Genomic DNA, 14208 nt, shown 5'->3' with positions numbered 1-14208 from the left:
CTGATCAGGGGCACGCCAAGAGTTGTCCACAGCCTCGCGGACTCGTTCGCCTAATGTCCGACCCATCGGGTTGCATGGGGGCATGAGCAACGAAGACCTGCGCACGGCGGCCGATGCCGTACTCGCCCGCCTCGTCGGCGGCCCCTCCCCCGCGTCCGGCGAGACGCCCTCGTCGGGCGGCGTCCGGCTCCGCGAGGACCAGTGGCGTGCGATCGAGGCGCTGGTCGCCGACAAGCGCCGGGCCCTCGTCGTGCAGAGAACCGGCTGGGGCAAGTCCGCCGTGTACTTCGTCGCGACCGCGCTCCTGCGCGAGCGGGGCAGCGGACCGACCGTGATCGTCTCCCCGCTGCTCGCGCTCATGCGCAACCAGGTCGAGTCGGCCGCGCGGGCCGGCATCCGCGCCCGCACGATCAACTCCTCCAACACCGAGGAGTGGGAGACGGTCCAGGCCGAGGTGGCCGCGGGTGACGTGGACGTGCTGCTGGTCAGCCCGGACGGGCTGAAGTTCCTGAGAGGCTTTCAGACTCCAGCAGCGCCTGAGGCTCGATTAGGCATCGCAGCCTGATCTTTGGCGGCGGCGGAGCCGGGAGGGGAGTGCTGCTCTGATCGACCAAGGCCCTCATCGCCTTCTCCCAGAAGCCTGACTTCCTCCACCGAGTCCAGTAGGTCTGAAGCGTCGCCGGACCGCCGAAGACCGAAGGCACACTCTTCCACGGCGTGTCGGTCCGCACCTTGTAGAGGACACCAGCCAGCACCGTGCGAGGAGCAAGGCTGCGCGCTTTCCAGTCGACGAGCGGGGCAACCCTCTCCCATCCCTCGTCTGTGAGAAGGGGAACTTCAAGCCCCCGCTCGGAGAACCAAGCAGCGAGAGCGCAGGGTTGCCCTATTCGACCTTGCGGAGCGTCTCCAATAACCGTCACTTCCGCTTCAATGAGGTCCATGAACTCTTGCTGCTTTCCCAGGGGCATCTTATGGAGCCTCCGGTTCGCCATCTCGGCGAGTTTAATGAGCTGAGTTACACGCTCTTCGGCAGCGTCTGCCTCCCGTTGCCACGAGGCAACATCAGAGCGATCCTTCTGGAGTTTGAGCAGCTCTTGCTGAAGTGGGGTGACCACTTCAGCAACGCGCCTTTCAATTTCCTCCTCCGAGAGCTCTGCATCCTCCGCCACGACTTGCTTAGCAGTCACACTAATGGCGATATTGACGACCTTCTTCTGGCTGGCGATCCGCTTGTCCAGTTCCGCAATCCTCTCGGAAAAGTTTATGCGCCCCCCCGAACGAATTCCTATCCAGTCATCAGCCATCGCCTTTAGCTCGTCGAGATCTCCAATAAGGCGCTCGACCTTCTCCCACGTCTCGTCCTCAATGGGCTCGGCACGCAGGTAGGCGCATTCACAAGTTGGGGCACCGGCGTATAGAGCGGTGCGCCCTTGACAGCGGTACTGTTTCTCCCGGCCCCCCTTCCCTCCTCCGATGTAGCGTTTTCCACAGGGGCTTACGATTCGGCCGCTGAGGGTATATGTACGCGAAGTCGACGGCTTGCGAGGCGGCTTCTCGTTGGCCTGCATCAATTCGGCGACTTCTTCTGGCGTAAAGATTGGGTCGAGCTTAATGACGACGGCATCTCCGTAGATGGGGTTACCGTCGGCATCCCGCTGCACGTTGAGTGAGCCACGGAAGACCTGGCGGGCTTCAAGGACGATGGGGCTCAGAATCTGTTGACGGGCGGAGTGATAACCCCACGGTTCGCCATTCCGTCTCCGATAGCCGTCAGCGTTACATTTTACTGCTACCATATCCCAGTCGCGCAATTCGACGAAATACCTCCGCCCAGCACGGAGGAAATCCGCCTCGTGCTTGACGGCGCAGCCCGAGTGGCAGTCCGCACAGTCATCGATGACGAGGCGTGACTCTCCCTTGACCCCCTTGTTGATCACGCGATAGCCGAAGGGGACCTTGCCACCGATATAGCCGCCGTCCTCGGCCTTTTCCTGCAGGCCACCCTGAGTCCGATCACGTATCGTCTCGCGTTCGTCCTCAGCACGGTCGGCAGCCTTGCGCATCCGCGAGCGACCTTCGCCTGTTGTGTTGTCGTAGTCGCCCTTGACGATGGCGACGAAGACGCCAAGGTCTTCGAGCTCCCAGACCCACGGCCAAAAGGCGCGCCCAGCTCGGCCGATGGCGCGCTCCTCAGCAACTGTGACGACATCGAAGGGGCGGGGCCTTTGCCGAGCGTCCTCCATGAGACGCTTTAGGTCGGGTCGCTGGTGAGCCTCAAGACTTCCGCTGAACCCTTCGTCGGCGTACGTACCGACGTGCTCCCACCCTTTGTTGGCGATGTGTTTCTTGGTGCGTTTGCCGGTATAGGTGATGCCGTAGCCCTTGACCTGCTCCTCCGTACTGACACGCAGGTAGTCAACAGCCCGCAGAGTGGCCGTGGTTGCCCGACGTGCGGTCGCGATGGCGCTTATGAGACTCTGCGACATGTCAGTCCTCCAAGACTGGCCAGGCCCCGGGGTGTTAGGACACCGCCGGGGCCATCCATGTAGTGGCCATATTAAGCCGCTTGATCGTCAGAGTGAGGTTCGAAGAGAATCTCCAGTACGCGACGATAGGCACCTGGGGGAAGTTGACGCCTGAGCAGAGGCTCGGGCAGATCTGAGCACTCTGCACCTTCCCCTTGAGGTGCTTCGCAATAGGACGTTCCCGACCGCTTCGCTACAGCCAAGACGCCACCTCGCAACGCCGGGAGGGTACGGAGTCAGCAAGCAGGCCAGGAGAGGCACCCCCCACCTCAAAGGCAATGGGGGCAAGGGATATTGCGGATCGGTACATGAGATGGCTGGTCCTTGCGAATGCGTGGGCGACAGGGCGGAGTCAGCAACGCAAGCCCCGCTGTCTCGGCGAGGCATCGCCATCTTTCGGCGAACCAGCGCTGCATTTCAGAGCAGCAGTCGCCGGGAGCCGCGCATTGCCTCCTTGTTTCGTTGCGGCACGGTCGACTGCGTCCGCCACGGCTCCACCACCAAGCACAGCCGGGTGCGAACGGCATCAATGGTCCGCACGAGCCCCGGTTTCGCTAACCGGGGATCGTCTGCTACGTATCGCCCAGCACACAAAGGCAGGACTATCACTTCCCTACCCGGTGCCGGTCAGGAAGCCAGTCGGTAGGACCGCAGTGCCGGCGTCGCGCCGTCGGTGACGAGCACCAGCAGCCCGTCTTCGGTGAGGCGATCGAGGTTTCGGGAGACGACGCGCTCGGGCGCTCCGACGGCTCGGGCTACGTGACGGGTCGCGGCCCCGGGGTGCGCCGCCACGTGCGCGAGGACCGCGCGGTCACGGCGGTAACCGCGTTGCAGCAGATCTTCGCCAAAGAGCCCGGCCGCGCAGGCGCACAGGCACAGCGCCGTAGACATAGATCCGTAGTCCTCGGCTTGTTGGGCTGTCCACGCGTTCATGACGCCGAGCGCCAGGAGGATCGGCGCGGTGTAGCGGGCAGATCGGAAAGCGGGGTTCGACAGGTGGACATCCTTGGGGTCGGTTGCTCGATCGGGAGACCGAGCGGCACGAGCTGCAGGATCTTGTGTGGATGGGCGGTACGTCCACCACTACAAGCCCGCATCTGGTCGCTGACCTGGTGTTTTCCGGGACGTTGTACGTTGACATGGTCTCGGAGGGGATTCCAGTCCTTCGGGGGTCCTTCCCGTCTGCCGTGGGCGAATGCCCTGCCGGCTGCCACTGGGCGAGGCCCTCCTGGAGCTACCCAGGTGGAAGCAGTGCGGCAGCACCGCCGCCACGGAGCCTCTGCGCAACCTCCTCGCGCAAGGCGAGTTCCAGCACTAGCTGCGGGACGGTGACCAGGTCGACTTCGCCGCAGACGCGGATCAGGACCGTATCGAGAACGTCAACTACCTCACGGAGAACGGCATGCGTGGAGCCATGCGCGAACGCCCCTTGAATCTTTCAGCTGTGACCAGTTCCGGAACGAACCAGGGGCGCGCCGCGCCCACAGAGGCTCTGACGCACCTGGAACGGCGCCGGCAGTTTCTGCTTCACCCTGAGCTCGGCCGGGACCAGCAACCGGCGAGGAAGACCGCGGGCTCGCACCACGTCGGCCAGACCCCCTTGGCGGATGGCCCCGGCAGACGGTCCACCACAGTCGAGTTCGGGCGGCTGTGGCTGGCGGTGTACGGCGTCGCCGACCGGCTGCGGGCCGGGCGGCTGGGTGAAGGCAGCCCGCTCGGAACGCCACGGGGCTGGACTCGGCCTACTCGGCGGAGAGGGGGCGGCTCTTCCACTCGCGTTCGAGGATCGCGTGGACGATGGAGTCGCGCCACTTGCCTCCCTTTTGGATGTGCTCTCGAATGCGCCCCTCTTCGACCATGCCTGCCTTGAGCATCGTTCGGGCCGATGCCTCGTTGCCCGGCGCGCGAGCACCCCAGACACGGTGGAGATTCAGTTCCTCGAAGCTGAGGCCAAGCAGCAGGTCAACGGTCTCAATGCCGTAGCCCACGCCCCAGGTATCGGGGCGAAGGGCAAAGCCGAAGGTGGCTGCGCGTTGTTGGTGAGGGTCCATGGCCAGTCGGCCGAACCCGATCAGTTCGTCGTTGTCCCGCATGGCGACCGCAACGGCGTACTCGGTTCGCGGGGTGGCGGTGGCCGAGGCGATCGATCGCGCGACGATCTGCTCCACGTCGGCGTGGGAGCGTGGTTCGAAGCTGAGGTGCTCCGTTGCCCGGGGGCTTCCGTAGATCGCGAAGACGGCGTTGACATCGTCGGCGGCGAGCTCGCGGAGCTCTAGGCGCTGGCTGCGACGGCTGACCGGGTACATGCCGCCGGACTCTACCCGCAGCGGCTAGCGGGGCAGGGCCGGCCTGGGAGGTTGGTACATCTCGATCTCCGTTCGGAGGTCGCGGGCCACGAGCGCATCGCGCACGGGGCCACGGACGAGAGCGGCACGAACACGCTCGGCCGAGACGACGATGCCGTTGTTGCGAAGGCCGGGTGCGAGGTCGAGCACGGGGCGGACAGCAGCGGCGGCGCCGTCCAGGTCGCCGGAGTAGAGGCGGACGAGCGCGAGGTTGCACTGTGCCCCTGCTTGGTCGCCAAATGCCCAGGCGGGATCGTTGGTGTTGCTGAACGCGCGCACTGCTTCCTCGGCTTGCTCGGTGATCCGCGCGTTCCCATGACCGAGGAGCACCTGCGACTCGACCGTGTAGTAGAGCTGCTTGATCTCCGGGTAGGTCAGCAGGCCGCCGAGTGCGTCCAGGTCGTCAGGGACGACCTGCTCACGCAGGCCCTCGGCCCTTTGGTTGGCGAGGCGAGCGGCTTCTTCGTCTCCGAGCAGGGCCGCGGCGCGCGCCTCAAGGCTGGGAAGCCAAACGCTCACCGTGCCACGGACGTTGATACTCTCGGCGGCTCCGTGCCGTGCATAGTGGAGCGCGTCTTCGGGGCGGTTGGCCCAGTAAGCGATAAGGGACTTGAGCCCGTCGACCAAGGCGATGAGCCCTTTGTGTTCGGATTGGCTGGCGCAGAATCCAGCGGCTCGGGCCTGTGCCATGGCGACCTTGGAATCGCCCATGTCCGCCAAGGGGGCCCTACCCAAGGTCGATTACGCGATATTCGCTGATACCGGATGGGAACCTCAGGCCGTTTACCGGCATCTCGACCGGCTGGAGCGCGAGATAGCCCAACCAGCAGGAATCCCTATCCTGCGGGTCTCCTCCGGGAACATCCGCGAGGACGCGCTTGACCCCCACCACCGATTCGCCTCCATGCCGCTGTACATCCTGAACAAGGACGGCAAGCCCGGCATGACCAGGCGCCAGTGCACCGGCGAATACAAGATCAAGCCGATCAAGAAGAAGGTGCGTGAACTCCTCGGATACCCCTATCCGGCACGCATCCCGAAGGGCCTCTTCGTGGAGCAGTGGGTCGGCATTTCGACCGACGAATTCCACCGCGCCAAGGACTCCGACGTCAAATACATGCGCAATCGGCATCCCCTCATCGATATGGGCTGGTCCCGTGCCGACTGCGTCAGGTATTTGACGTCACTCGGGCTGGCGGACACGCCCAAATCATCCTGTCTGGGACGCCCGTTCCACGGGAACGCGCAGTGGAGATCCATCCGGGACTCCTCACCGCAGGAGTGGGCCGATGTGGTCGCCTTCGATGCGGCCATCCGGCAGGGCAATGCGCGTGCCAACGCCACCGGCAACCGGCTGCTGGGCCAGGCGTTCCTCCACCGCTCGCGGGTGCCGCTCGATCAGGCGCCGATCGACCATGTCACCGCCGCCGAATGGGCCGCCCTGCAGCAGGAGTTCGGCGATGGCGAAGCAGACGCCCAGGAACTGGAGGACGGCGTCATCGACGGCTGCTCCCCGTGGGCCTGCCGCGGCGAAGTCGAGCCGGCCCAGGACGACTTCGGGCTCGCCGTTTGATACTCGACCTGTTTGCCGGTCCAGGAGGATGGAGCCAGGCCCTGACCGTCCTCGGGGTACGGGATGTGGGGCTGGAATGGGATCAGTGGGCGTGCAAGACCCGCGCGGCGGCGGGGCAGTTGACCATCCGTGCCGATGTCGCCGCCTATCCCCTGTGGCCATTTGTCGGCCGGATCACCGGGCTGATCGCAAGTCCGCCGTGCCAGGCATGGTCGAAGGCCGGCAAGCGCCTGGGGCTCGTTGACCAGCCTCTGGTCCACCAGGCCGTCGCCGACCTCGCCCGGGGCCTGGACACCCGCGAACAGCTGCTCGCGGCCTGCCGTGACGAGCGCTCCCTGCTGGCCGCCGAACCCATGCGCTACCTGCACGCCCTGCACCAGCATGGCCAGCCGGAGTGGGTCGCGATGGAAGAGGTCCCCGACGTCCTGCCACTGTGGCGCCAGTACGCCGCGATCCTGCGGGCCTGGGGCTTCTCGACCTGGGCCGGAATCTTGAACGCGGCCGACTACGGCGTGCCGCAGACCAGGCGGCGGGCCATCCTGCTCGCCTCGCGCACCCGCACCGCCAAGCCGCCCCTGCCCACCCACGCCCAACTCGCCGAACCGGAGAGCCTGTTCGGGCCGGGCCGCGCACGGTGGGTGTCCATGGCCGAGGCCCTCGGCTGGGGCGCCACCGACCGCCCCGTACCGACCGTCTGTGCCGGCGGCGGGCCCGGCGGCGGCCCCGAGCCCTTCCCGTCCGGCTCCCGCAAGACCCTCAGCGACGCCCGCGACCGCGGCACCTGGAAGCCACACCCGCCCGCCAACTCGGCTGTCGCTGCCGCGGACGGCCGGGCGGAGAAGGCTCTCCACGCCGAACGCCCCGTCGCACAGGCGACGCCCACGGTGTGGCGCTGGACCCTGCGCAGCAACAACCAGACCAACGCCACCGTCCGCACGATCGATGAGCCGGCCGGGACCCTGTTCTTCGGTCACCGGGCCAACGAGTGCGTGTGGCAGGCCGAGCCGGTCGCCCCCGCGCCGCTGGGCGCCCTCCCGGCCCCGGACCCGATCCGGATCACCGCCGCCGAAGCCGGCATCCTGCAGACCTTCCCCGCCGACTACCCCTGGCAGGGCAACAAGGGCCAGATCTTCAGCCAGGTCGGCAACGCAGTCCCACCTCGCTTCGCAGCCCACCTGCTCGCCCGGCACCTCGGAAAGACCCTCACCGCCGACGACTTCACCCTGGCCGCCTGATGCCCTACCCCACCCCCGACGAGCCCGACGACATGGCCGGCCTCCCACAACCGCCGCCCGTGCACTACGCCGAACAGGCCCTCCTCGGTGCGCTCCTGCTGGCCCCCCACCGCCTCGGCGAGATCGGCCCGCTGGAGCCGTGGCACTTCTCCAACCACGCCCACGGCCGACTGTTCCACGCCATGCGCACGGTGCCGGCACCCGCAACCGAGCAGCACCGCGCAAGCACGGCCTGGCTGAACACCGTGTTGGACGCGGCCCGCTCCGAGGCACCCGGGCTAACCGCCTCCTATCTGCACACCCTCATCCAGGTCTGCCCCTGGCCGAGCCACTCGGCCACGTACGCGTGGATGATCCGCGCCGACCACGCCCGGCGCAGCCTGCGCCTCCACGCCGGGCGCCTGGCCCAGACCGCGGTGGACACCGCGCTGCTCCACCGTGCAAAGGCCACCCTCCAGCAGGCCGACGCATTCGCCCGGTTCCTGGAGGACCTCTCCGGCCGGTTCGCCCCGCACCCCGGCTCCTTGCCGCGCACCCCGCTGCCGCCCACGCCCGCACGGGACATCAGCGAGGACGTCCTTGACGAGGAACGCCTCCTGCTCGCCACCGCGACCGCATACCCCACCGAGATCAGCCAGATGCGCTGGCTGGCCTCCGAGGACTTCACGCTCCCCCTGCATGCAGCACTGTGGCAGTGCCTGACCGCCCTCACGCACCGCGGCGAGGCTGTCGACCCGGTCACCGTGCTGTGGGAGGCCCAGCACCGCGGCCTGCTCGCACACGACGTCGCCCCGGCCGACCTGCTGTCCCTGCTCTCCACGCCGGTCGGCTCCCCCGAACACTGGGGCGAGAAGGTCCTTGAGCGGGCCCTGCTCGCGCGCGCCCAGAGTGTCGCCGCCCGCATCACCGCCTTCACTGACGACCCGGCCAACAGCCCCCACCAGCTGATCACTGGCAGCCGCAGGGCACTCGCCGAACTGACCGCCGTCCGGTCCCGCTGGCACCAGGCCACCGGCCCCTCCGCTCCGCGCACCGCCCGCCCGGGCCGCACCCCGGCCGCTCCCCGGGCCGGTCCGCCGCCGCGAACCGCCCCGTCTCCCGTCCGAGCCCCCCGCTAGAACCCCCGGTCCGGGCCGACCCCGTCGGCCCGGACCGGCGAACCGAGCCCTAATGCCTGACACCGCACCCGACGCGCACGTCCGCCTCGCGCTGCACCCCGAGCATCCCAGCGCCATCGTCGCCACCCTCACCGGCCCCACACTGCACACCGCCCGCGCCACCCTGGCCTCGGAAGGCTTCTATCCCGTCACCGACGACACGATGCTGCTGGTCCGGATCGACCACGAGGAGCCGTACTACGCAGCGCTCGCCGCCAACCTCCTGCGCAACGCCGACATCCAGGTGGACATCACCGACCCGCTGCAAAAGGAGATCGACACCGAGTGGTCCTGGGCCGACCACCCCATGACCTGGCTGGACCGCACCGGGATCCGCCTCGTATCCGCCGACGCCCAGAAGATCCACGACGACATCCGCTCCGGATTCCTCACGATCCACCAGCACGCCCACGACGGGCACACCACCGTCGCTGTCGGTACCTACCAGCACGCCGAGAGCGTCCACCTCCACGGCGAGGACCACCTGCGCGTCGTCAGCAGCACCTACGAGACGCCCCAGGAAGCCCTCACCGACTTCCAGCGCTTGTACGGCGATGCCGTGCGCACCGGCCCCGCGCCGCTGACCATCACCGAACAGCAAGCCGTCCAAGCCCTCGCCGCCTTGTCGACCGGTGAAGCGGCCGACGCCGCTGACGCGCCCGTGGAACAGACGCCAGCGAAGACGGAGTTGGTGCCGGTGTACGCGGCCGGCCCCGGTGACCACGAAGCACTGCTCGATAGCTTCCTCCAGGAACAGGGCGAGTGGGATAGATACCGAACGTGGAACGACAGCACCACCATCGCCAACCACGAATCTCTCGCCATGCGCGTCCTGTTCGACCACGACGCCGAAGACCACGACACCAAGTGGACCTTCGCCGCCTACGAAACCCCAGTCAGTGACCTCCTGTGGCACGCAACGGCCACCGCCTCCACCCCGACCGCGGTCGTCAGCGCTCTGCTGGACGCGGTAGCCACCGAGCACGCCTGGGGCCACGCACTCTCCACCAACGTCACCGAGACCGCCATCTCTGAGGCGACCCGTCCGCTCGCCGATGCGAACTGGAAGCACACCATCGACGGGCGCTACATCACCTGGGAGGCCCCCGGCCCCCAGGAAGGTGGCGTCCAGTTCGATGCCTTCGCCGCCCAAAGGCCCGACAGCCCACTGCCCACCTGGACCGTCTGGGGTGGCCACGCCGTCCACCAGCCGGACTGGGCACTGCAGTTGTCCCCGAGGGCCCCGGCCGCCCTGGTGCAGTACCTCGCCTTCGAGATGACCGAGGGCCAAGGCACCCGCCTCGTACGACCGGCAGCTGACGGCCCGGCGCTCCGCACCGCTCAAACCCCGGTTCCGGTGGCAGGGCAGCATCGCCACCGGCCGCGCATCTCTGCTGGCCATGGATTTCGTTGAACAGGGGGGCCGGGCACTGCCGCGGGCCCACGGGCCCGTCCAGCGGGTGTTGATCGGGAGCTCACGCAGCCAGGCATTGGCGACCACTGTGGCCCGCGGCCCGGACTCGCCCTCGAAGCGAAGCTCGTCGTCGATCAGAACCGGCATGCGCTCAGGGATCGGCGGCTCGTAGTCCAGCCCCCTCTGTTCCCGCCCCTCACGGGAGAAGGAAATCAGCAACATGGATCAGGACCGCACATGCCAACTCAGCCGAGAGCAGGAGATACAGAGGTATCCGCGTACGGCTCCAGCGGCCACGCGTCAACGAATGAGACGCGACAGGTGTGCCGGGATAGCAAGTTCGCCCTGGGTGTGTGCAGTCGCAGTGCCGGGCTCATGCTCGGCGACGGCGGTGTACCACCGGAGGCCCCATGAGCAACAGTAGAGCGCACGGAGAGCCTACCGGGACCAGGCCGAGTTCGATGCCCGCCCCGCCCACAGAGCTCGGCCTGAGAGGTGGCTGGTACCACAGGATGGCGAAGCTCTTGGTGTCCGGTCCCCCTTTCGATTCCATTAGCCCTGACGTCGGTCAAGATCCCTCCCTGATAGCGAGGAAACCAACCTAGGCGCACGACTTATGTGGTGGCGGATATGCCAGATCGCAATTCCGAGCGCACTTCGTAGATCGAAGATGCCTCACCGTGCATCGAGTGCGCCCTGCATGGGGCGAACTGGCTGATGGATAGTAGAGACTGCAGCTCAAGGGTTCACTGACGTCGAGAAGGAAGAAGCCTCTGTGGCGACGATGAAGGGAATTGCGACTACGGCAGGACTGCCACTGGATGACGACGATCGACTGGCCGCCCGACTGGTGGGTGTCCTCAAGGCCGTACGGGCCGCTGGCGCGTCCGCTTCACTTTCTGAAGTGGTTCAGTTGACCGGCTTGCCCAAGAGCACCGTCCACCGCCTGCTGGCCGAACTGCAGGCGGTGGAAATAGTGCGTCGAGACGGTGTGCGCTACGAGTTGGGTGCGGCGATGTGGCAGCTGGTCACATCTCGCGAAGAGAGTCGGGCCAGGATTACCCGACAAAAGCTCAAGCCACTGTTGCTTCGACTGCACGAGAGGACACGCTATCTGGTCGGCCTCGCTGTACCCAGCAGCGGGACGGTGCAATTCGTCGATTTGCTGTACGGCGAAGAATACAGTGGCGTGGTCCAGCGTGTCGAAGAAGAATCATTTCTGTTCGCCAGTGCTGCGGGCAAGGCTCTCCTGGCGCATTGCCCGCAGTTGGCAGCAGAGTTCGCGCAGCGCACGCACCCGCACGGTGCCGCCGGGGCGGCGGTTCTGCCGGCGGCTCTCAGCGCTGAAATCGCCGATATCCAGCGGCGCGGATTCTCTCTGGACCAACACTCGCCCAGGCAGGGAATCACCGCGGCCGCCGTGCCGATCCTGGGAGCGAGCGAGCGGCCGGTGGCGGCGCTGAGTATCGGGGCTTATCCGCATCGGTTCGATCTGTCTGCGGCGTGCCGACTGCTGCGTCATGCCGGTGCCCACGCCCACGAGGTCCTGCGGCGCACTCCAGGCTGGTTGAGTGCTGAGATGTAGCTCGGTGGCCGCCCCCTCCTGGGAGTGGCCACCGGTGGCACAACGGATGCGATTACTGGGCGGCCGCCCTCCAGAACGCGGCGAGGCGGTCTTCCATCAGCCGGGCCGTGTCGGCCGCGCGCTTCAGGTCCGCGCCGCTCTCAGGGCGAGATAGTCCTGACTCAGGAGGTTGATGCCGACGCCCTCACAGGCGAACTCATCGCGCACCCGCACCTGCGGCACCAAGGGTGACGTGAGCATCTGCTGGTGGTAGCCCCAGACACCGTTCTCGGCGTGCGGACGTCGCCATTGCTCGAAAGGGCCGACACGGTCAAGGAGATGACGGCCCCTCAAGGAATTGAAGGTGCCCAGGGAACGTCGGTCGTCATGATGGCGACTCATGCCGGTGTTCTCCTCCTGCGGGAGTTGTCTGGGCGCTGACCGACGGGCGTCAGGTAGCGGTGATGACCAGAGAGGCGTTGTAGCCGCCGAAGCCGAACGAGTTGCTCAGCACCGTCTCCAGAGGTTTGCGGCGGGCGGCGCCGGCGACCAGATCCACTGTGATGTCGGGGTCCGGGTCGGTCAGGTTGGCGGTGGGTGGGATGGTCGCCTCGCGCAGTGCGAGTACGGCGTAGGCGGCCTCGAGCGCGCCGGCGGCGCCGAACGGGTGGCCGGTGACGCCCTTGGTGGAGCTGACGGCCACTCCGTCGCCGAAGATCTCGCCGATGCCACGCTACCCAGGACGACACCGAACCGGGTCGGGTCGGCGTCCCCGGCTCGTAACCGGGCGGAGGAGAGTGCTTCTTCCGCGGCCACCAGTGCCAGTTGTGCGTAGCGGTCCAGTAGGTCGGCTTGTCGGCGGCCCAAGTGCGCGGCGGGATCGAAGTCCGGGACACGGCAGGTGAAGTCCACCGGGCAACCGCCGAGTGCGGGATCGCGAGCAGCCGTGGGTTCGCCCGCGACGACCCGCTTCCAGTTCTCATCCACCCCCAGCCCGGCCGCGCTGACCAGGCCCATACCGGTCACCATCACCGATGGTGCGGTCACGGTGCCGTCTCCCGCTGGCGCCCGATGGCTTGTGCGAGTCCGCTCGGCGTCGTCCTGGCGGTCACCGCCTCTTCCGGAATGTCGATGCCGAACGCTTCCGCGAGCCGCTCGGCCAGTTCCACTTGCGCCAGGGAGTCCAGGCCGAGTTGCTCCAGGCTGGCGTCCTCCCTGAGGCTCTCAGGTGCGACTTCGAAGGCCGAGACCAATAGATCGGCGACCACCTTGTAAATCATGTGCAGCACACTCCCTGATGCTGTCGAATTCCTGACCTCTTGGAGCTTTATGAGCTCTGCAAAGTCAGTCTCCGCGTCAATAGCGGACTACCCCCGTGCTCATCAGAAATCAGTGAAAGAATCCGGCCGGATTCCTCGACCTCGTGAGTCGAGATGCTCTGCAGCGTAAGAGCTGATTCGCCGATCGGTCCAGGACGGGTTCCATCCCACGGAACAGCCCTCCGCCGGGGGGCGGTACGTCGCCGTTCCATGTCATGGAACCAGCCCTTACCTAGTCCCGATTGAGCGCCGTACGGTCGGAATCCAGACCAAGGAGAGGAGTAGCATCAGTGTTCTTGGATGCCGAACCGAGGGAAGCTGCACGAATCAAAGAGTGGAATGCAACACGCACTTCATACCCCCGGGACATGCCATTGCACCACCTTTTCGAGGCACAGGTGCGGAGGACCCCGAATGCTCCGGCTGTCAAGGACGGGGGCACGACGGTGACGTACCGCCAACTGGACCGCCAAGCCAACGCGGTGGCATGGCAGTTGACGAAGACCGGAGTGACCACCGGAGACCATGTCGGCGTCGCCGCCCATCTGTCGGCGGGCGCTGTCGCAGCCTTGCTCGGCGTGCTGAAGGCGGGCGGTGTCTATGTCCCGCTCGATCCCAGCTACCCAGTGGGCCGGCTAGCCAACATGTGCCGGCAGGTGGGCGTGCGGACTGTCGTGGCCGACCCCGCTGCCCCCGAAATGCCGGTCGATTGCCGCCTTCCGATCCCCCATGCTGTGGAGCGCGAGCGGGAGCGGCCTCCCACCCTAGACGGGCTTTCGGCAGCTGCCACCGCTTACATCATGTTCACCTCCGGCACCACAGGCCGCCCCAAGGCAGTCAGCGTTCCGCACCGCGCACCGGCACGGCTGGTGGTCGAAGCCGAAGGGCTTGACGTAGGCGAGAAGGACACCTGGCTGGCCACCACCAGCATGTCCTTCGATGTCTCTTGCTTCGAGATCTTCGGCGCCTTGCTGAACGGCACCTGCCTGGTGGTGCTGGACCGGCCCACTCTGCTCTCACCCGATGCGCTCGCCCACCGGATTCAGGTCGACGCGGCCACCGTCATGGTGCTCAGC

General features: G+C 66.8%; 12 protein-coding genes and 2 pseudogenes. 7 read left to right on the top strand and 7 right to left on the bottom strand.

All coding sequences use genetic code 11. The annotated features are described in order from the left end of the window. Positions 1 to 82 precede the first annotated feature (82 nt). Positions 83 to 502 (top strand): annotated as a pseudogene (locus tag ACZ4D5_RS39320) (DEAD/DEAH box helicase); the annotation flags it as partial. Here the strand turns inward: ACZ4D5_RS39320 and ACZ4D5_RS39315 are convergent. The 4 genes from ACZ4D5_RS39315 to ACZ4D5_RS39300 form a co-directional block, all read right to left on the bottom strand. Beyond that, a complete protein-coding gene (locus tag ACZ4D5_RS39315; protein ID WP_467777294.1) occupies positions 486 to 2486 on the bottom strand; it encodes a recombinase family protein in 2001 nt (666 codons plus the stop codon). The pseudogene ACZ4D5_RS39320 and the gene ACZ4D5_RS39315 sit on opposite strands and share 17 nt — an antisense overlap. Before the next feature lie 666 nt (positions 2487 to 3152). Then, positions 3153 to 3416, bottom strand: coding sequence for a winged helix-turn-helix transcriptional regulator (locus ACZ4D5_RS39310; RefSeq protein ID WP_467777293.1), 264 nt, complete (start codon positions 3414 to 3416; stop codon positions 3153 to 3155). Between the two features lie 851 nt (positions 3417 to 4267). Continuing rightward, the gene (locus ACZ4D5_RS39305) at positions 4268 to 4831 is read right to left on the bottom strand and encodes a GNAT family N-acetyltransferase (protein ID WP_467777292.1); all 564 of its coding nucleotides are present in this window, start codon (positions 4829 to 4831) and stop codon (positions 4268 to 4270) included. A 24-nt stretch (positions 4832 to 4855) separates the two neighbouring features. Further along, entirely contained in the window at positions 4856 to 5581 is a 726-nt protein-coding gene (locus ACZ4D5_RS39300; RefSeq protein WP_467777291.1) for a hypothetical protein, read from the bottom strand. Between ACZ4D5_RS39300 and ACZ4D5_RS39295 the strand changes: the two genes are divergently transcribed. The 5 genes from ACZ4D5_RS39295 to ACZ4D5_RS39275 all read left to right on the top strand — a co-directional run bounded on the left by ACZ4D5_RS39295 (position 5580) and on the right by ACZ4D5_RS39275 (position 11834). After that, positions 5580 to 6443 (top strand): adenine nucleotide alpha hydrolase family protein, encoded by an 864-nt coding sequence (locus ACZ4D5_RS39295; RefSeq protein WP_467777290.1) that lies wholly within the window; start codon positions 5580 to 5582, stop codon positions 6441 to 6443. The two genes, ACZ4D5_RS39300 and ACZ4D5_RS39295, sit on opposite strands and share 2 nt — an antisense overlap. After that, positions 6440 to 7678: a DNA cytosine methyltransferase gene (locus ACZ4D5_RS39290; RefSeq protein ID WP_467777289.1), complete on the top strand. Its 1239-nt coding sequence runs from the start codon at positions 6440 to 6442 to the stop codon at positions 7676 to 7678. The genes ACZ4D5_RS39295 and ACZ4D5_RS39290 overlap by 4 nt, the downstream gene beginning before the upstream one ends. After that, the gene (locus tag ACZ4D5_RS39285) at positions 7678 to 8796 is read left to right on the top strand and encodes a DnaB-like helicase N-terminal domain-containing protein (RefSeq protein ID WP_467777288.1); all 1119 of its coding nucleotides are present in this window, start codon (positions 7678 to 7680) and stop codon (positions 8794 to 8796) included. The genes ACZ4D5_RS39290 and ACZ4D5_RS39285 overlap by 1 nt, the downstream gene beginning before the upstream one ends. Before the next feature lie 52 nt (positions 8797 to 8848). After that, on the top strand, positions 8849 to 10249 hold the full coding sequence (locus ACZ4D5_RS39280; protein ID WP_467777287.1) for a DUF317 domain-containing protein: 1401 nt from the start codon (positions 8849 to 8851) through the stop codon (positions 10247 to 10249). A gap of 784 nt (positions 10250 to 11033) precedes the next feature. Next, positions 11034 to 11834 (top strand): IclR family transcriptional regulator, encoded by an 801-nt coding sequence (locus tag ACZ4D5_RS39275; protein WP_467777404.1) that lies wholly within the window; start codon positions 11034 to 11036, stop codon positions 11832 to 11834. Between the two features lie 430 nt (positions 11835 to 12264). Here ACZ4D5_RS39275 and ACZ4D5_RS39270 read toward each other — a convergent pair whose 3' ends face one another. The 3 genes and pseudogenes from ACZ4D5_RS39270 to ACZ4D5_RS39260 form a co-directional block, all read right to left on the bottom strand. Continuing rightward, positions 12265 to 12516, bottom strand: a complete 252-nt coding sequence (locus ACZ4D5_RS39270; protein ID WP_467777286.1) for a hypothetical protein — start codon at positions 12514 to 12516, stop codon at positions 12265 to 12267. A gap of 23 nt (positions 12517 to 12539) precedes the next feature. After that, positions 12540 to 12830: pseudogene (locus ACZ4D5_RS39265) on the bottom strand (beta-ketoacyl synthase N-terminal-like domain-containing protein); the annotation flags it as partial. A 26-nt stretch (positions 12831 to 12856) separates the two neighbouring features. Beyond that, on the bottom strand, positions 12857 to 13093 hold the full coding sequence (locus tag ACZ4D5_RS39260; protein WP_467777285.1) for an acyl carrier protein: 237 nt from the start codon (positions 13091 to 13093) through the stop codon (positions 12857 to 12859). A gap of 485 nt (positions 13094 to 13578) precedes the next feature. Here ACZ4D5_RS39260 and ACZ4D5_RS39255 point away from each other — a divergent pair. Further along, on the top strand, positions 13579 to 14208 hold a 630-nt coding region (locus tag ACZ4D5_RS39255), incomplete at its 3' end, for an AMP-binding protein (protein ID WP_467777284.1).

This window comes from Streptomyces sp. NPDC025651 (assembly GCF_055558735.1).
This window is presented reverse-complemented; position numbering and strand designations above follow the sequence as displayed.